General features: G+C 71.0%; 16 protein-coding genes. 8 read left to right on the top strand and 8 right to left on the bottom strand.

Annotated elements, in window-relative coordinates; all coding sequences use genetic code 11:
* Positions 1-98: 98 nt before the first annotated feature.
* The gene (locus EV375_RS25810) at positions 99-872 is read right to left on the bottom strand and encodes a DUF6227 family protein (RefSeq protein ID WP_130302342.1); all 774 of its coding nucleotides are present in this window, start codon (positions 870-872) and stop codon (positions 99-101) included.
* Positions 873-1,068: 196 nt separating this feature from the next.
* Between EV375_RS25810 and EV375_RS25805 the strand changes: the two genes are divergently transcribed.
* On the top strand, positions 1,069-1,713 hold the full coding sequence (locus tag EV375_RS25805; protein WP_130302341.1) for a phosphoribosyltransferase family protein: 645 nt from the start codon (positions 1,069-1,071) through the stop codon (positions 1,711-1,713).
* 219 nt (positions 1,714-1,932) lie between these two features.
* On the opposite strand, the gene EV375_RS25800 is transcribed toward EV375_RS25805, so the two are convergent.
* Positions 1,933-3,114, bottom strand: coding sequence for an alcohol dehydrogenase catalytic domain-containing protein (locus tag EV375_RS25800; protein WP_130302340.1), 1,182 nt, complete (start codon positions 3,112-3,114; stop codon positions 1,933-1,935).
* A 283-nt stretch (positions 3,115-3,397) separates the two neighbouring features.
* Here EV375_RS25800 and EV375_RS25795 point away from each other — a divergent pair, with 283 nt between their 5' ends.
* Both EV375_RS25795 and EV375_RS25790 read left to right on the top strand, forming a co-directional pair.
* A complete protein-coding gene (locus EV375_RS25795) occupies positions 3,398-4,945 on the top strand; it encodes an FAD-dependent oxidoreductase (protein ID WP_130302339.1) in 1,548 nt (515 codons plus the stop codon).
* Positions 4,946-5,108: 163 nt separating this feature from the next.
* A complete protein-coding gene (locus EV375_RS25790) occupies positions 5,109-6,617 on the top strand; it encodes an LCP family protein (protein ID WP_130302338.1) in 1,509 nt (502 codons plus the stop codon).
* A gap of 201 nt (positions 6,618-6,818) precedes the next feature.
* Here EV375_RS25790 and EV375_RS25785 read toward each other — a convergent pair whose 3' ends face one another.
* The 4 genes from EV375_RS25785 to EV375_RS25770 all read right to left on the bottom strand — a co-directional run bounded on the left by EV375_RS25785 (position 6,819) and on the right by EV375_RS25770 (position 10,756).
* Positions 6,819-8,639, bottom strand: a complete 1,821-nt coding sequence (locus EV375_RS25785) for an acyl-CoA dehydrogenase (RefSeq protein WP_486588811.1) — start codon at positions 8,637-8,639, stop codon at positions 6,819-6,821.
* 91 nt (positions 8,640-8,730) lie between these two features.
* Positions 8,731-9,612, bottom strand: coding sequence for a class I SAM-dependent methyltransferase (locus tag EV375_RS25780; RefSeq protein WP_486588872.1), 882 nt, complete (start codon positions 9,610-9,612; stop codon positions 8,731-8,733).
* Positions 9,613-9,672: 60 nt separating this feature from the next.
* Entirely contained in the window at positions 9,673-9,930 is a 258-nt protein-coding gene (locus tag EV375_RS25775; RefSeq protein ID WP_130302336.1) for a DUF397 domain-containing protein, read from the bottom strand.
* Positions 9,931-9,934: 4 nt separating this feature from the next.
* Positions 9,935-10,756, bottom strand: coding sequence for a helix-turn-helix domain-containing protein (locus EV375_RS25770; protein WP_207228519.1), 822 nt, complete (start codon positions 10,754-10,756; stop codon positions 9,935-9,937).
* Positions 10,757-11,012: 256 nt separating this feature from the next.
* On the opposite strand from EV375_RS25770, the gene EV375_RS25765 reads away from it, so the two are divergent.
* Both EV375_RS25765 and EV375_RS25760 read left to right on the top strand, forming a co-directional pair.
* Positions 11,013-11,465, top strand: coding sequence for an ATP-binding protein (locus tag EV375_RS25765; protein WP_486588810.1), 453 nt, complete (start codon positions 11,013-11,015; stop codon positions 11,463-11,465).
* Between the two features lie 173 nt (positions 11,466-11,638).
* Positions 11,639-12,454 carry an SAM-dependent methyltransferase gene (locus tag EV375_RS25760; RefSeq protein WP_130302333.1) on the top strand — a complete coding sequence of 272 codons (816 nt, stop codon included), beginning with the start codon at positions 11,639-11,641 and terminating at the stop codon, positions 12,452-12,454.
* Between the two features lie 190 nt (positions 12,455-12,644).
* On the opposite strand, the gene EV375_RS25755 is transcribed toward EV375_RS25760, so the two are convergent.
* Together EV375_RS25755 and EV375_RS25750 are read right to left on the bottom strand one after the other, a co-directional pair.
* A complete protein-coding gene (locus EV375_RS25755; RefSeq protein WP_130302332.1) occupies positions 12,645-13,562 on the bottom strand; it encodes a Scr1 family TA system antitoxin-like transcriptional regulator in 918 nt (305 codons plus the stop codon).
* 172 nt (positions 13,563-13,734) lie between these two features.
* Positions 13,735-13,977, bottom strand: coding sequence for a DUF397 domain-containing protein (locus EV375_RS25750; protein ID WP_130302884.1), 243 nt, complete (start codon positions 13,975-13,977; stop codon positions 13,735-13,737).
* A 212-nt stretch (positions 13,978-14,189) separates the two neighbouring features.
* On the opposite strand from EV375_RS25750, the gene EV375_RS25745 reads away from it, so the two are divergent.
* The 3 genes from EV375_RS25745 to EV375_RS25735 all read left to right on the top strand — a co-directional run bounded on the left by EV375_RS25745 (position 14,190) and on the right by EV375_RS25735 (position 17,072).
* Positions 14,190-14,393, top strand: a complete 204-nt coding sequence (locus EV375_RS25745) for a hypothetical protein (protein ID WP_130302331.1) — start codon at positions 14,190-14,192, stop codon at positions 14,391-14,393.
* 202 nt (positions 14,394-14,595) lie between these two features.
* Positions 14,596-15,495: a universal stress protein gene (locus EV375_RS25740; protein WP_130302330.1), complete on the top strand. Its 900-nt coding sequence runs from the start codon at positions 14,596-14,598 to the stop codon at positions 15,493-15,495.
* 104 nt (positions 15,496-15,599) lie between these two features.
* Positions 15,600-17,072, top strand: a complete 1,473-nt coding sequence (locus EV375_RS25735; protein WP_130302329.1) for a dihydrolipoyl dehydrogenase family protein — start codon at positions 15,600-15,602, stop codon at positions 17,070-17,072.
* The last annotated feature ends 173 nt before the right edge of the window (positions 17,073-17,245 follow it).

Raw genomic sequence — 17,245 nt, 5'->3', positions numbered from 1 at the left:
ACGATACGTTCGGCGCCCGGAAAGTCACAAGGGGTCACGACAAGTCGCACAGAGGCACACACCTGAGCCGTCGCCGGACAGGTCCGAAACTCGGACGTTCAGGAACCGAAGCCGCGGTCACGCACCAGACGGTTCACGGCACGGTCCGCGAACCCCTCTTCCAGGTAGACCTCGCATACCAGCGCTCCCGTGCCGGACAGGTCGTGCTCGACCTCGTACAGGCTGATCTCGGAGCCGTCGGCCAGCAGGAACGCGTGCTCGTAGACCGTGCACCACACGTGCCGCTCGTGGGCCAGCACCTGCGGCCTCGGCACGGGGAGGATCTCGTGGCCGCGGGCCGTCTCCAGCAGCCGCACGATCTCCTCGCCCGGCCGGTCGGCGTTCTCCGCGCGGCGCAGAAGGCGGCGGGCGTGGTCGGGGGAGTCGGTCTCGCTGTACGTACGCCTGCCGAAGGGATGGTCCGCCGTCAGCAGCAGCTCTACGGGTACGTCGCGGACCGGCCGGGGGTTCCGCGGGCCGTGCGCGGCGGACCGGTGCGCCTGGTGCACCCGCTGCTCCGAGCGGACCAGGGCCTCCTCGCTCTCGTACAACTCGTGCAGAACACGGCCTCCGGCGCCGTCGTCGCTGTCGTAGCTGAGCTCCCACAGCGACAGGAGATCCCCGTCGGGCAGCAGGAAGACGTGCCGGTGGCTGGTGCACCGCAGGCTCGGCGCCGGTGCCTTGCGCTGGCGCCAGCCGTGCAGCTCCACGTGGCACAGCAGGGCGTTCTCGACGCGGGCGAGCACGGCGTCGGAGATGTCGAACGGATTCCGGGCCCGCGCCAGCATCTGTCGCACGTGTAGAGCAGGCGTCGGCACTGCTTGCACGCCCATGGCGGAGCCCCTCCCGGCATTCGGCAAACGACGACCCCCGCAGCGACACACCGTAGTCCTCCGGGCACGCTCACGGGAGCGGATTCGATGGAATTCCGGTGTCGGAAGGGGAACTTCCGTACCGCGGACTGTGTAGCTTCTCTGAAGACGGGTACCGCGAACGGCACAGCTCCCCGCATGGAGGGAGGAGGCAGTCATGCAGTTCCGTGACCGCCGGGAGGCGGGGAAGGCCCTGGCCGAGAAGCTGACCCGGCAGCAGCATGAGGGACGGCTGCCGGAACCCGTCGTGCTGGCGCTGCCGCGCGGCGGTGTACCCGTCGCCGACGAGATCGCCCGGGCGCTGGGTGCGCCGCTGGACGTCGTCGTCGCCCGCAAGATCGGTGCTCCCTTCCAGCCGGAGCTGGGCGTGGGAGCAGTGGCGGGTGACGCCGCGCCCGTCTACGACCCCGTTCTTCTGGGGGAGTTGGGGCTGAGCGAACGCGACCTGGCGCGCACCGCCGAACTCGAACAGGCCGAGCTGAAGCGGCGGGAGGAGGCCTACCGGCGGGGCCGTGGCGCCCTGGACCTCGCGGGCCGATCCGCTGTCGTCGTCGACGACGGCGTCGCCACGGGCTCGACGGCGCGCGCCGCGCTGCGTGCCGTGCGGCAGGCCGGTCCCGCACGCACGGTGCTCGCGGCTCCCGTGTGCTCGCGGGAGGCGACGGATCAACTGGCCGGTGAGGCCGACGAGATCGTCTGCGCGTACGTGCCGCCGGCGTTCGGCTCGGTCGGCTTCTGGTACGGGAGTTTCCCGCAGCTGAGCGACAACGAGGTGCTGGACATCCTGCACGTGACGAGGTGACTCCCTCGTGACGAGGGGACCAGGGGCCTGCTCCGCGAACTGATCCGGCAGCAGGAAGCAGAAGCGCCGCCGGGGCGCCCGCGCGAGCGGCGCGCGCCCGTCGTCGCAGTGCTCAACTCCCGTGCTCAGCAGTGCAGTCGACCCGTGCGGTGCTGCCCCGTAGCGAATCCCCGTAGCGAATCCCCGCACAGGACCCCGCTCGGCAACGTCCCGGCGCGGTCACGGCCGCATGACGACCTTCACCGCGCCGTCGGCCTTCTTCTGGAACATCTCGTAGGCCTCCGGCGCCTGCACCAGCGGCAGGTGGTGGGTGGCGAAGTCGTCCACCCCGAGGACGTCCTCGTCGGAGAGCAGCGGCAGGATGTCCGGCACCCAACGCTTGACGTTGGCCTGTCCCATGCGCAGCTGGATCTGCTTGTCGAAGAGCGTCAGCATCGGCAGGGGGTCGGCGGCGCCGCCGTACAGACCGGAGAGCGAGATCGTCCCGCCGCGGCGCACGATGTCGATAGCGGCCTGGAAGGCGGAGAGCCGGTCCACCCCGGCCTTGGTGATGACCTTCTCGGCCAGCTTCCCGGGGAGCATGCCGCCCATGGTCTGTGCCACCTTGCCCGCGACGTTGCCGTGTGCCTCCATGCCGACGGCGTCGATGACGGCGTCCGTGCCGCGTCCGTGTGTCATGTCCCGTACGGCGGCGCCGATGTCGTCGTGCTCCGTGAGGTCCAGCACCTCTGCGCCGCGGGCGCGCGCCCGCGCGAGCCGTTCGGGTACCAGGTCGATGCCGATGACCTGCCCCGCTCCACGGTGCAGCGCGATCCGGCATGCCATGTCGCCGATCGGGCCGAGACCGATGACGGTCACGGTTCCGCCCTTGGGGACGTCCGCGTACTCGACGGCCTGCCAGGCCGTCGGCAGGACGTCCGAGAGGAACAGGAAGCGGTCGTCATGCGGCCCGTCGGGGACCTTGACGGGTCCGTACTGGGCCTGCGGCACGCGCAGATACTCCGCCTGGGCGCCGGGCACGGCCCCGTAGAGCTTCGTGTAGCCGTACAGCGGCGCGCCCACACCGTGCTCACGGACCTGTGTCGTCTCGCATTGGGTCTGCAGGCCCTGGTCACACATGAAGCAGGAGCCGCAGGCGATCTGGAAGGGCACGACCACGCGGTCGCCCGGCTTCAGATGCGTCACTTCACTGCCGACCTCCTCGACGACACCCATCGGTTCGTGCCCGAGGATGTCGCCCGGTGTCATCAGCGGTGTCAGAACCTCGTAGAGGTGCAGGTCCGAGCCGCACAGCCCGGTCGACGTGATCCGGATGACCGCGTCGGTCGGCTCCTGCACGACGGGGTCGGGCACCTCGGCGACCTGCACGTCCCGCTTTCCCTGCCAGACGACTGCCTTCATTTCCTCATCACCTCCGTAGAAGGCGGCCGGGTACCCGGGAGCCCTCCCCGGACACGCGGAGACGGCCGCGGAAACCCCGCCGTCACGCGTGACCCGTGCGGCGACGGGAATCACAGCAGGGTTGAACAGCCCGACAGTGGTACTGGGGATGCCACGGAGATCCAGCGGGGGAGGCACGCGGGACGTGCATACGGCGGACGCCGGTGCACGGCCCGGCGGACAACAGCACGACCCGGACGAGCCGGATGAGCCGGCGAGCCGCGGACGATCACGAGGAGCAGCGGTGACCACACTGCCCGTCGGTTACGAGTCCTACTGGATGCTGTCGGCCGGGGCGTCGGCCCATCCACCGCTTCCGGCCGGGAGCGTGACGGAAGTGGACGTCGCGGTCGTCGGCGGCGGAGTGGCCGGCCTGTCCGTCGCGTGGGAGCTGGCGCGGGCGGGCAGGAGCGTCGCCGTGCTCGAGGCCGACCGCATCGCCGCGGGAGTCACGGGCCACACGACCGGCAAGGTCTCGGCCCTGCACGGTCTTGTCTACTCGTATCTGCGGGAGAGGCGCGGCGTCGAGGACGCCCGCCTCTACGCTTCCTCCCAGCAGCAGGCCATCGACCATCTCGAGGACGTGACAGAGGAGTTGGGGATCGGCTGTGACCTGGAGCGGATCCCCGCGTACACCTTTGTCGAGTCCGAGCACCACGCGGACGAGATACAGGCCGAGGCCGAGGCGGCCCTGGAGGCCGGGCTGCCCGCGTCCTTCGTCACGGAGACCGGGCTTCCCTTTCCGGTGTGCGCGGCCGTACGCGTCGAGGACCAGGCACAGTTCCATCCGCGCAAGTACCTGCTCGCTCTCGCCGAGGACCTGCTGCGGCGCGGCGGGCGCATCCACGAGCGCACCCGTGTCACCGGCCTGGACGAGGGCGATCCGTGCCGGGTGGTCACCGAGAACGACGCCGAGGTCGTCGCCCGTGACGTCGTGGTGGCCACTCACTACCCCGTCTTCGACCGGGCGTTGATGTTCTCCAGGCTGGAGCCCCGCCGGGAACTCGTCGTCTCCGCGCTGCTGCCGGACGGCCAGGACCCCCGCGGCGCCTACCTCACCCCGGAACGCGGCACGCGTTCGGTGCGGACCGCTCCCTATCCGTTCGGGAAGGGAAAGCGGCTGCTGATCGTCACCGGTGAGAAGTTCACGCCGGGAACCGGGGGACAGGGTTCGGTGGCCGCGGGCTACGAGCGGCTCGCGGCGTGGACGTACGAACGCTTCCCCGACGCCCGGCTCGTGCACCGCTGGGCGACCCAGGACAACGACACCACCGACCGCGTCCCCTACATCGGCGCCTTCCACCCGGCGTCGCAGCACACCTGGGTGGCCACCGGCTTCGGCGGCTGGGGAATGTCCGGCGGCGTGCTGGCCGGGCAGATTCTCACCGCGTACATCACCGGTGAAGCGCTGCCGCCCTGGGCGAAGTTGTACGAGCCGCGCCGGCTGAGTCCCCGTGAGGCGCCGGCGATGCTGCGGCTTCAGTCGGCGGTCGCGGGCCGCTTCGTCGGTGACCGGCTGCGCTCGTCGTACGCCGACTCCGTGGAGGAGGTCGCACCGGGTACGGGCGCGATCGTGCGGGTGCGGGGGCGCCGCTGCGCGGTGCACCGCACGCCGGAGGGCGAGGTGCGTGCGCTCTCGCCGCGCTGCACGCATCTGGGGTGCCTTGTGAGGTTCAACGACGCCGAGGGCGCGTGGGAGTGCCCCTGCCACGGCTCGCGCTTCGACACCGAGGGACGGGTGATCCAGGGCCCTGCGACCAGGCCTCTGGAACGGCGCGACGACGTGACGTGAACCGTGGGGGAGAGCCCCGCGGGGACGGGTGAGGCGGGCAGGATCGACTGGCGTTCATCTGACCGGGTGAGCCGTACGGGTGAGCACGACGTATCGCCGGAGTACGGGCACGGGCCGTGCCTAGCATGCGGAATCCCACATTCCGCCGGAGGTGCACCGACTCATGTCCCCTCTCTCCAGCCCCGCCCGGTCCCCGCGTCCCGCCCGTCCCGCCCGGTCCCCGCGCGCTCGCCGGCTGCTCGCCGTGGCCTGCACCGTGTGTGCCGCGCTCACATGCGGCGCCGCGCTCGACGCGAAGGCGGTCGCGACGAACGCGCCCGTCCCGCCCGGCGATTCGGAGCGCGTGAGCAACGCCTTCGAGAAGCTCTCCGAGGCCGCCCGTCCCGCCCGGGGTCCGGGCATGAACATCCTTCTCGTCGGACTCGACCGGCGTGAGGGGCTCTCCCAGAAGACGAAGAACCGGCTGCATGTGAACGGCGAGCAGTGCGACTGCACGGACGTGATGATGCTGCTTCACATCTCCGCCGACCGGCGACGTGTCAGCGTGGTGAGCATTCCCCGGGACTCCTACGTGCGGTTCGCCGCGCACCGCGACCACGGCAAGGGCTTCGGCAAGATCACCGAACGCACCACGCGCCACCTCGGCAAGATCAACAGTGCGTACGCCCACGGCGGCCCCGCGCTCACCATCCGCACCGTCGAGCAGAGCACCGGGGTCCGCATCGATCACTACGCCGAGACCGACTTCCCCGGGTTCGAGAAGACCGTGGACCGGCTGAAGGGGGCTCAGGTCTGCTCCGCCGAACCGCTGAAGGACAAGAACAGCGGCCTGAAACTCGCGGCGGGCACGCACACGCTGAACGGGAACCACGCGCTGCGGTTCGTGCGCGCCCGGCACGTCGACCCGCCCGGCGACCTCGGCCGCATCCGCCGGCAGCAGCACGTCCTCGGCGAGCTCCTGCGCACGCTCACCAGCGACCGGACTGCCGGGAGACCGCTCGAAGTGGTACGTGCCGCCGCCGCGTTGCGCGGCTCGGTCCGCTGGGACAAGGGCTTCACGACGGGACAGCTGGCACGGCTGGCACACGACCTGCGCGGCCTGACGGCGAAGCGCACGGAGTTCGCGACCGTGCCGCTCCAGGACTTCGACCACCGCGCACCCGTGTGGGGCTCCACCCTCCGATGGGACGGCCCGCGAGCCCGTGCCCTCTTCGCCGATCTGCGCGCGGACCGGCCCATCACCGGAAACACCGTCACGGGCCCGGCGCCCGGCGCCACGCCCGTGCCGTACCGGCCGGAGGAGGTCAAGGTCCGGGTGGAGGGAAGCGGAAAGACCGCCGAGCACATCGCACAGGAACTGCGGGACAACGGCTTCCAGGTCATCAGCCCGCGGCGGGCCACCGCCGCCGGTGCCGGCGGCGGACGCACGGAGATCACCTACGACGCCCACTGGCAGCGCAAGGCGAGCACCGTCTCGGCAGCGATGCCCGGGGCGGTGATGCGGCCCCAGAAGGTTAAGGGCACCAAGCACTCGCAGGTCTTCACGGTGAGGCCCGGTACGAAGGGCACCGACGTGGCCGACGTCGTCTACGACCGCAGCAGCGTCGAGGGCGCCCCGGTACGCGGTGACGAACTCGGCTGCGACGGGCGCACACCGCACAACAAGGACTGACAAGAAGGACTGACAGCACGGACCGACAACAAGGACGGCGCAGCAGTCCGGGCGCGGCTCGGTCAACTCGTGGGCCGCGCCCGGACTTTCGGTGCCCGCACGACGCGGGGCCCCCGAGGGCGGGCCGAGGCTCCTCCTGCCGGGGACCAACCGGAGCCCGGGGCTCCCGTTGGGCCCCGGAGCCGTTGGGCCCGGAGCCGCCTAGAACCAGTCCGGCTCGGTCTCCAGCGTGGTGGTGTCGAGCGACTCCAGCAGGTCGAACTGCGGTGCCGTGCGGGGCAGTTCGTGACGGAAGAAGTAGCGCGCCGCCTGCCGCTTGCCCTGGTGGAAGGCGTCGTCGTGACCGGCCGTCGCCAGGAACTGGCCGAGCCATATCCACGCCACGACGGTGTGCCCCACCGCCTCCAGATACACGGAGGCGTTCGCGAGGGCCACCGACGGATCGCCGGTGCCCCACAGCCGCGCGGTGACCTTGGTGACCCGCTCCCACGACTCCCGCAGGGCGGCGCCCAGTTCGGCCGCCTCGCCCTCGGTGGCCAGTGCCCGCTCCACCGTCTTGCCGATGGTCTCGCCGAGCGCCACGAGACCGGCTCCGCCGTCCATGACGGCCTTGCGGCCGAGCAGGTCGAGGGCCTGGATGCCGTGCGTCCCCTCGTGGATGGGGTTGAGGCGGTTGTCGCGGTAGTGCTGCTCGACGTCGTACTCACGGGTGTAGCCGTAACCGCCGTGCACCTGAATCGCGAGGTTGTTGGCCTCCAGGCACCACTGCGAGGGCCAGCTCTTGGCGATCGGGGTGAGCACGTCCAGCAGGAGACGTGCGTGCGCGCGCTCCTCCTCGTGCTCGGCGGTCTGCTGCTCGTCGACGAGCCGCGAGCAGTACAGCAGAAGTGCGAGCGCGCCCTCGACGTACGACTTCTGGGCGAGCAGCATCCGCCGCACGTCGGCGTGTTCGATGATGGGCACCTGCGGCGCGGAGGCGTCCTTGCCGGCGGCGGGCCGGCCCTGCGGGCGTTCGCGCGCGTACTCGAGCGACTTCAGATAGCCGGTGTAGCCCAGGGCCATGGCCCCGGCGCCGACTCCGATGCGGGCGCCGTTCATCATGTGGAACATGTACGTGAGCCCGCAGTTCGGCAGGCCCACGAGGTACGCGGCCGCGCCCGGGGCGCCGCCCGGAATGTGCGCGCCCTCACCGAAGTTGAGCAGGGTGTTGGTCGTGCCCCGGTAGCCCATCTTGTGGTTGAGCCCGGCCGTCACGACGTCGTTGCGCTCGCCGAGGGTGCCGTCCTCACCGACGAGGTACTTGGGCACGATGAACAGCGAGAGGCCCTTGACGCCCGGGGGCGCCCCGGGGATGCGGGCCAGGACCAGATGGACGATGTTCTCCGCGAGCTCGTGGTCGCCCGCCGAGATCCACATTTTGCTGCCGAACAGCCGGTAGCTGCCGTCCGGTTGGGGTTCGGCGCGGGTGGCGACATCGGCCAGCGAAGAGCCCGCCTGCGGCTCGGAGAGGCACATGGTGCCGAAGAAGCGGCCGGCGAGCATGGGCCGTACATAGGTGTCGATCTGCTGGGGGGATCCGTACTCGCACAGGAGCCTGGCGTTGCCGAGGGTGAGAAAGACGTAGGCGGACGTGCCGATGTTCGCCGCCTGGAACCAGCTGAAGCAGGCGGTCGTCATCAGCTGCGGCAGCTGCATGCCGCCCAGTTCCTCGTCCATGGGGGCGGCCAGCAGGTCGGCCTTGGCGAAGGCGTCCAGCGCCTCCTTCACCTCCGGCACGGTGTGCACGCGTTCACCGTCGAAGCGGGGCTCCTGCTGGTCGTTCTTCTTGTTGTGCGTCGCGAACCGGCGTGTGGCGATCTGCTCGCTCAGGTCGAGCACGGCGTCGAAGGTCTCGCGTGAGTGCTCGGCGAAGCGCGGGCGCCGGGTCAGCTCCTCGGCGTCGAGCCACTGGTGGAGGAGGAAGTCCAGATCCCGGCGGGAGAGCAGGAGCGACGAATTGGCCATGTGGCGTGATCCGATCACGGTCGGCGGCGTACGGGCGCATTCCTAAGCGCTTGCTTATCGTGCGTCCGCGCGGCACCCCGTGTCAACGGCTGCCCCTCGAGGTGCCCGGTCACGGTTTACGGGCGACCCCCGCGTAGCTCGGCACCTCTTCGCCGGACAGTTGCGCCGGGGTGTCCGGGCCCGGGCGCCACTGATGGGGGAGTACGAGTCCGGGGTCGGCCAGCTCCAGACCGTCGAAGAAGCGGGCCACCTCCGAGCGCGTACGGGGCCGCAGCGGGCAGCCGCTCGCATACGTCCCGAGCACCGTCTCGGCCCGCGCCGCGGCGGCGGTGTCGAGGAAGTCGGCCGTCGCGTGCGTGAGGACGAGATGGCTGCCGGCGGGGAGCGCGCCGAGCAGCGTGCGGACGATGTCGTACGGATGCTGCTCGTCGCGCACGAAGTGCAGCACAGCGCTGAGGGAGAGGCCCACGGGGCGGCCCAGGTCGATGGTGTCGCTCAGGCCGGGGGCGTCGAGGATGCTCTCCGGGTCCGTGAGATCCGCGTGCACATAGGCGGTGCGGCCCTCGTCGTTGTCGTCGAGAGCCTCACGGGCGTGCCGCAGGACGAGGGGGTCGTTGTCGCTGTAGACGACCTTCGCCCCGGGGGCGGCCTCCCGGGCTGCCTGGTGCAGATTCGGCTCGGTGGGGATGCCGGACCCTATGTCCAGGAACTGCCCGACGCCGCGCTCGGACGCGAGCCAGCGGGTCGCCCGGAGCATGAAGTCCCGGTTGGCGCGTGCCGCGGTGCGCACCGCCGGCATCGCGGTGGCCATGGCTTCCGCAGCCCGCACGTCGGCGTCCGAGTGGTCGCGGCCGCCCAGGTAGTAGTCGTGCATGCGGGCCGGGTGCGCTCTTCCGGGCTCCGGTGCCGGTCCCGCCCGGCCCCCGGCGCGGCCGCCGCGGGAGGATCCCGCGGGCCGCGCCGCTCCCGTCCGTCCCGGCGGTCCAGTCACTCCGGTCACTCCAGTCACTCCAGTCAACGGTGGCTCCGTTTCCGTGCTGGGCGGTCGTGGTCATCCGTGGGTGAGCAGGAAGTCGGCCTCACCGCGCTTGGCGCCGCGTATGAAGGTGTCGATCTCGGCGGGGTCGTATATCAGGGCGGGGCCGTCCGGGTCGGTGGACTGCCGCAGCGCGATGCGGCCGTCCCCGAGCTTCATGGCCTCCAGGCAGTTCCCGCCGTTCGGGCCGCTCCACGGCTTGTGCCAGCCCTCGGCACCCAGCTCCCGGGAGGGCATGCCGTTGTAGATGTCCTGTGTCGTATCGCGGCCCATGCAGTCAGAACTCCTTGCGGATCTCACCGAGGAGAGCCTCGGTGCGTCGTGCCGGTGCGGCCTGCGCACCTATGCGGTCCAGTGCCTCCAGGTAGACGGTGGTGTCGCGGCGCTCGTCGTAGTAGACGGCGCCGCTGAGGCTCTCGGCGTAGACGATGTCGGGCAGCTCGGGGATGTCGAACCGGAAGAGCTGGAACGGCCCGAACATGGCGGGGTGCGCCCCGGAGGCGAACGGGATGATCTGCACGGTGACGTGAGGCAGGGCGGCGCTCTCGATCAGCCGGTCGATCTGGCCGCGCATCACCTGCGGAGCGCCGACGTGACGCCGCAGGACCTGTTCCTCCAGCAGCACCCACAGCCGCGGCCCGTCCGTCCGCCTCAGCAGTTCCTGGCGCTCCATGCGCAGGGCGACCCGGCGGCCCAGCTCCTCCTCCCCGGCGTTGGGGAAGCCGGTGCGCAGCAGCGCCCGCGCGTACTCCTCGGTCTGGAGCAGCCCGTGCACGCAGTGCGGCTCGTAGGCGCGGATCAGGCTCGCCTCGCCCTCCAGGCTGACGTAGAGGCTGAACCACTGGGGCAGTACGTCGCGGAATCCCTGCCACCAGCCGGGCTGGTTGGCTTCGTCGACCAGTTCGAGAAAGGCGGTGATCTCGTTCTCGGGAATTCCGTACGTTTTGAGAAGTTTCTCCACGTACGGCGGCTTGAGGCCCACCTCGGCCTTCTCCATGCGGCGGACCGTGGTGGTGTTCACGCTCAGGGCCGCGGCCGCTTCGGCGAAGGAGCATCCGGCGGCCTCACGCAAGTCCCGTAGTCGCATGCCGAGGACCATCTGACCCACGGTCGGAGCGGTACGGCCGTCAGCCAAGACGCTTCCCTTCCACCGGACTTGCCCGGCTAGAAGTGTCCCATGCGATCAATGCACAGGCCACTCTGTTCCTCCGATTCTGCAATTCGCAGACCGACTATTGCCAACTGGGATGAGCACGGCGCATAGTGATGGATGTGATACAGCTCATGCGCCGCATGGTGCTGCCTCCGGGCCCTGTCCCTCCCCGCAGCAGGTAGTCGGAAGGCGTCGACCAACCGTGGCCTTGTCCCGCCCTGTCATACCGCTCTCCCCGTCCGCGCCCGCAGGGGCGCTCGTGCGTCGCGGGGGCTTCGAGCTGCCCGCACACGCCACGGCGGTGGCCGAGGCCCGCGAGATGGTGCGCGGTCAGGTGCGCGGCTGGGGCCTGCCGGAGGAGGTCGGCCGTACGGCGCAGCTCGTCGTCTCGGAGTTCTTCACCAATGCCGTGGTGCATACCGACAGCTGCCGCGTCCGCTGCAGACTCCAGGTCTGCGAGCAGCGGCTGCGCATAGAGGTGTGCGACGAGGGCGTGGGATGCGACGAGGTGGCTCCCCGCCGGGCGTCCGCGGAGGATGTGAACGGCCGCGGGCTGCAACTCGTGAACGCGGTCGCGGAGAGCTGGGGTGTGCGCCCGGAGGACTCGGACTCCGGGCGCGTCGTGTGGGCGGAGCTGCCTCTCCCCGGACTGTGACCGCATGTCACATACGTCACTCGCGTCCCTGCCGCAGCAGTGGTCGCACGGCTTGCGAATTTCCTTTCCCTACTGGGTAGTTGCGGTGCTCTTCGCCACATCGCCGTGCCATGCTTCGCCGTGACGGAACGTGTACGCAACGGGACGCGTGCACGGCGGACGGTGAGGGACGCATGCGCGAAGACGAAGTCGCGGAAGGTCAGGGAGTGGACGTCACAACTCCCAGTGTGGCGCGTATGTACGACCACTACCTCGGCGGAAAGGACAACTACGAGGTCGACCGTCAGGCCGTCGAGGAACTCGACAAGGTCGTACCGAGCACGCGGCCGCTGGCCGTCAACAACCGCCGCTTCCTCCGGCGCGCCGTACGCATCCTCGCGGAGGAGTACGGCGTACGGCAGTTCCTCGACCACGGGTCAGGCCTGCCGACGCAGGACAACGTGCACCAGGTCGCGCAGCGCGTCGACCCGCAGGCGCGGGTCGTCTACGTCGACAACGACCCCATCGTGCTGGCCCACGGCCGGGCCCTGCTGGACGAGAACACCAACACCGCGGTCATCCAGGCGGATCTGCGCGACACCGACGAGATCTTCGCGCACCCCGAGGTGGGCCGGCTGATAGACCTCTCGAAGCCCGTCGGTGCCCTGTTCGTCTCCGTGATGCACTGCATCCCCGACTCCTCCGACCCGGCGGCCGTGCTGCGCCGCGTCGCCGAACGCCTTCCGTCGGGCAGCTTCCTGGTGATCAACCAGCTGGTGAGCGAGGACAAGGCGACCCGGGACTTCGTCACGGACTTCATGGCGAAGGCCACCGGCGACCGCTGGGGCAGGGTGCGTCAGGCGCACGAGGTCGAGCGCTACTTCGACGGTCTGGAGATCCTGGAGCCGGGCCTGGGGGAGATCAACGACTGGCGGCCGGACTCGGACCTCGGGCCGAAGCAACTCACCGACGAGTGGTACGAGTTCGGAGGCGTCGCCCGCAAGCGCTGAGCACCGGCGGCGGGGCGGGGTCCGCAGGGCGGGCCCCGCCGCACGGAGGTACCGCCGGGCCGCCGCGGCTCCAGTACGCGGGGCCGGTCCGCATCTGGCCGCGGTCAGGGCCTGTCCGGCGGAGCATGCCGGACAGCTCGCCCTCGACCGGACGGCTTGGTTTCGGCAGCACCGTATCGGCGCACAGGCCCTAGCCCGAGTGCCGCTCGAAGCGGCTCAGCAGCCCCTCCAGGAACTCGACCGTCATCGACGGTGGTTCGGCCGTGGCGCACAGCCGGTCCATGACCACCATGTAGTTCTCCACCTCGTCGCGCTTCTCCAAGTACAGCGAGGAGGTGAGCTGTTCCAGATAGACGATGTCCGGCAGGTCCGGCTCCTGGAAGCGGAGTATCGTCACAGGCCCGCCGGCCGCAGCGAGGCCGCCGATCGCGAACGGTGCGATCTGCACGGTGATGTTGGGCTGCTCGGTCGCCCACAGCAACCGTTTGATCTGCTCGCGCATCACCAACGCACCACCGAGAGGGCGTTGCAGGGCCGCTTCGTCGACGACCGCCCACAGCTTGGGGCTGTGCGGCCGGGTGAGGATGGCCTGCCGGTCCTGGCGGAGCTCCACGCGTCGCTCGATCTCCTCCGTCGATGCGCGCGGATGACCCAGCCTCATGACGGCACGGGCATAGTCCTCCGTCTGCAACAGGCCCGGAACGAACTGCACTTCGTACATGCGAATGACGGAGGCGGCTTCCTCCAGGCCGATGAGTCTGTCGAACCACGGCGACATCACGTCGCTGTACTTCTGCCACCAGCCGGGGGTGTTGGCGTGCCGCGCCAGCACCAGATACTCCTCGCGCTCCGGTGCCGAGGTGACTCCGTAGAGCGAGAGCAGATCGGCGACGTCCCGCTCCTTGCAGCCCACTCTGCCCAGTTCGAGGCGGCTGATCTTGGCGTGGGAGCCCCGGATCGCGTCCCCGGCCTCTTCACGGGTGATGCCGCGTCCCTCGCGGAGCCTGCGCAGCTGTGTACCGAGCACGATGCGCAGAATCGTCGGTCCGCCACGGGGATGGTCCAGGATCCGCCTGACCGAGGAATCGCTTTCCCGCTCTGCTGACATCAGGTCTTCCCTGCTCCCGTGAGTGACGAGCCGAGCGCCCAGTGTCCCACTCGGTCAACGGCCCGTACAGTCATGCTGCTTGCACATACCCCGGCCATGTGCCACACCGTCGTGGCGCCGCATACGGCCGGGGGCCACGCGCCCCCCGCTGCCTGATCCGGCTCCGCCCGGGTCAGCCGCCCGCGGTCAGCAGGTCGTCGAAGTCGCCGTCCTTGGCGCCCTGCACGAACGCCGCCATCTCGGCGGGCGTATAGACCAGCGCGGGGCCCGAAGGGTGGCGCGAGTTGCGCACGGCGACGTGACCGCCCGGCAGGCCGGCCAGCTCGACGCAGTTGCCGTTGGGGTTGCTGCGCGCGCTCTTGCGCCAGGTGACGTTCTTGAGCCGGGTGGCCTCGATTCCGTTCTCGATCTGCATGAATGCCCTCTCTGTGACGTCCATCTGACAGCCGTACGGGGGTAGTTGGGTCGTACTGTCTCACAGCCGCGCGTTCTTGCATCTGTAATTGCAGATGTACTTGCAGGCGTAAGTACGCGCGGTGGAGAATGGCTGACGCAGCGGCACTGAACGGTGAACGTGCCCCGGAATCACCGCAGTTCGGCTCATCTGTCCCTCACTCTGGAGTCCTGGTGACCTCATTCGGATCCGAACGTCCCGCCTCGGCCGGGCCGCTGGACGCTCAGGCCGCCGTCGCGGAGCTCGAACACTGCGACTGGGACGCCCCGTTGACGCGTCTGCTCCTGCTGCTGGAGATCGCCGACCGGCCCGCCTGGCTGCGGGAGGTCGCCCGCGGCGCACGGCGCGGCGGCTCCGGTCACTCGTCGGACGCCTGACCTCCGGCGGGTCCCGCACACCTCCGCTCCGGACGTCACGACGCCCCCGGCGCGTCAGTTCACTCCGCGTCAGCCTTGCGCCGTCACATTCGGGCCGGCCCGTCACCTCGTCACTTCGCGGGCGCCACGCCTTCTCCCGGCCTTCGCCCGAATCCCGCACACTGGGGACAAACGGACGAGCCCACCCGAGGAGAACCGCCCGATGAATGACCGCTCCGCAGCCCCGGCCGCCGAAGGCCGCGTGGTCGTCGGCGTCGACGGATCCGAACCCTCGCTGCGTGCCCTCGACATGGCCGCCGAAGAGGCGGACCGGAGAGGCGTCACGCTCGAGATGGTGATTTCCGCCGGATGGCCCCGCCGCTCCAGGGTCCCCGTGCTGGAGGCCGACACCGAACGCATCAGGTCCGCCGCGGCGGCCGTCCTGGACGCGGCGGGGCAGCGAGCCCACGAGCGCGTTCCCGGACTGCGCGTCGTGGCGCAGGTCCACACCGAGGCCCTGGCGGCCGACACCCTCGTCAAGGCCAGCCGCAGCGCCGCGCTGACCGTCGTCGGCACGCGCGGGCACGGCGGATTCTCCGGGCTGCTCATCGGCTCGGTCAGCCTCCGCGTCGCCACGCACTGCGCGGGCCCGCTGCTGGTCGTCGGCGACAGCCGCAAGGACGGCGCCAACGACCGCGGCACCGTCATGGTCGGCATGCACTCCGAGTCGGACGACGCCGCGCTGCGCTTCGGCTTCGAGGAGGCCGGCCGCCGCGGTTCGTCGCTGCGCGTCCTGCACGCCTGGCACCAGCCCCGCATGCCCGGCAGGCTCCAACTGCCGCCCAGCGAGGCCCAGCAGGCCCGCTCGGCCGCGTCGGAACTCGTACGCAAGCTGGTGGACCCGGTCAGCAAGGACCACCCCGGCGTGGAGGTCAGCGCCGGCGAACAGGGCGGCAGCCCGGCAGCCACCCTCATCGAGGCCAGCCGCGCCGCCGACGTCCTCGTGATCGCCGTGCACCGCCGCCCGCACCGCCGCCTGGGACTGCAGCTCGGGCCGGTCGCGCACGCGGTGCTGCACCATGCGCACTGCCCGGTGGTGCTGGTGCCCACCCCGGCGGGCTGAGCCGCACCCGCGGGCGCACGAACACTCCACCGGCCTCCTGGCCCGTTTACGGCCGGTGCCTGGGCGCACCCGCAAACTCCAGAACCCAGCACGTGGAGGCCGACATGACACGCTCCGAGGCGACCGCTCCGACCACGGCAGCCCCTGACGGCGACGAGTACGACGTCATCGTGATCGGAGCGGGCCCGGTCGGGGAGAACGTGGCCGAGCGCGCCCATGCGATGGGACTCGGGGCGGTCGTCGTCGAGAGTGAACTCGTGGGCGGCGAATGCTCCTACTGGGCGTGCATGCCCAGCAAGGCGCTGCTCCGTCCCGTCGCCGCCCTCGCCGACGCCCGGCGCGTGGCCGGGGCCGCGCAGGCCGTCGGCGGCGTGCTCGACGCGGACGCGGTCCTGGCGCGGCGCACCTCGTTCACCTCGAACTGGCAGGACGGGAGCCAGGTCGACTGGCTCCGCTCCGTCCCCGTGGACCTCGTACGCGGCCACGGCCGGCTCGACGGCCCGCGCCGCGTGACCGTCGAGACGCCGGACGGCTCCTCCCGCACCCTCACCGCCCGCCATGCCGTCGCCGTGTGCACCGGCAGCCGCGCGGCCCTCCCGGACCTGCCGGGCATGGCCGGGGCGGAGCCCTGGACCAGCCGGGAGGCCACGTCCTCCAAGGAGGTGCCGGGGCGCCTCGCGGTCGTCGGCGGGGGAGCGGTCGGAGCGGAGATGGCGACCGCGTGGCAGGCCCTGGGCTCCGAGGTGACGCTGCTCGTCCGCGGAGACGGGCTGCTGGCCCGCATGGAGCCCTTCGCCGGAGAGATGGTCGCCGAATCGCTCACGGAGGCCGGTGCGACGGTGCGTACCGGCGTCTCCGTCGAGCGCCTGGAGCGGCCCTCCCCGGACCGGCCCGTCACCCTGTCACTCAGCGACGGCAGCACGCTCGAGGCCGACGAGGTCCTCTTCGCCACCGGCCGCAAGCCGCGCACCGACGACCTGGGCCTGGAGACGGTGGGCTGCGAGCCGGGCAGCTGGCTGACCGTGGACGACAGCCTCCGGGTGAAGGACGTGCACGGCGGGTGGCTGTACGCCGTGGGCGACGCCAACGGCCGTTCCCTCCTCACGCACCAGGGCAAGTACCAGGCCCGCATCGCGGGCAGCGCCATCGGCGCGCGTGCGGCGGGCGTTCCGCTGCTGGAGACCGACCGCTGGGGCGCGCACTCGGCCACCGCCGACCACGACGCCGTGCCGCAGGTCGTCTTCACCGACCCGGAGGCCGCGTCGGTGGGGCTGACGGCCACGGAGGCGGAACAGCGGGGCATGCGGGTGCGGGTGGCGGACCTTGACATGGCGGAGGTCGCGGGGGCCGCGCTCTACGCCGACGGCTACCGGGGGCGCGCCCGGATGGTCGTCGACGCCGACCGCGGGGTGGTCGCGGGCGTCACCTTCGTCGGTCCCGGCGTCAGCGAACTGCTGCACTCCGCGACCGTCGCCGTCGCCGGCGAGGTGCCGCTGGAGCGGCTGTGGCATGCCGTGCCCGCCTACCCCACGGTCAGCGAGGTCTGGTTGCGGCTGCTGGAGGCCTGCCGCGGCTGAGCCCGGCCGACGCGGGCGCCGGCCGGAAGGGGCGTCAGACCTTTCCGGCAGGCGCCTGTCCGCCGCCCGCACCGACCGGCCCCGCGAGGCCGTTCCCGCCCACGGATCGTCCTCGCTCAGCCTGTCGGCGATGTTGCGGACGTTCCACCGGTCGGGGCGCAGCTTCGCGTCCT

The sequence above is a fragment of the Streptomyces sp. CNZ301 genome (assembly GCF_004217425.1).
This window is presented reverse-complemented; position numbering and strand designations above follow the sequence as displayed.

Excerpts from the sequence above, each read along its gene's own strand:
- EV375_RS25810 (WP_130302342.1), bottom strand. The coding sequence starts at position 872 with ATGGGCGTGCAAGCAGTGCCGACGCCTGCTCTACACGTGCGACAGATG.
- EV375_RS25800 (WP_130302340.1), bottom strand. The coding sequence starts at position 3,114 with ATGAAGGCAGTCGTCTGGCAGGGAAAGCGGGACGTGCAGGTCGCCGAG.
- EV375_RS25775 (WP_130302336.1), bottom strand. The coding sequence starts at position 9,930 with ATGGGCCGCGATACGACACAGGACATCTACAACGGCATGCCCTCCCGG.
- EV375_RS25750 (WP_130302884.1), bottom strand. The coding sequence starts at position 13,977 with ATGCAGATCGAGAACGGAATCGAGGCCACCCGGCTCAAGAACGTCACC.
- EV375_RS25805 (WP_130302341.1), top strand. The coding sequence starts at position 1,069 with ATGCAGTTCCGTGACCGCCGGGAGGCGGGGAAGGCCCTGGCCGAGAAG.
- EV375_RS25790 (WP_130302338.1), top strand. The coding sequence starts at position 5,109 with ATGTCCCCTCTCTCCAGCCCCGCCCGGTCCCCGCGTCCCGCCCGTCCC.
- EV375_RS25740 (WP_130302330.1), top strand. The coding sequence starts at position 14,596 with ATGAATGACCGCTCCGCAGCCCCGGCCGCCGAAGGCCGCGTGGTCGTC.
- EV375_RS25760 (WP_130302333.1), top strand. The coding sequence starts at position 11,639 with ATGCGCGAAGACGAAGTCGCGGAAGGTCAGGGAGTGGACGTCACAACT.
- EV375_RS25770 (WP_207228519.1), bottom strand. The coding sequence starts at position 10,756 with ATGGTCCTCGGCATGCGACTACGGGACTTGCGTGAGGCCGCCGGATGC.
- EV375_RS25735 (WP_130302329.1), top strand. The coding sequence starts at position 15,600 with ATGACACGCTCCGAGGCGACCGCTCCGACCACGGCAGCCCCTGACGGC.
- EV375_RS25755 (WP_130302332.1), bottom strand. The coding sequence starts at position 13,562 with ATGTCAGCAGAGCGGGAAAGCGATTCCTCGGTCAGGCGGATCCTGGAC.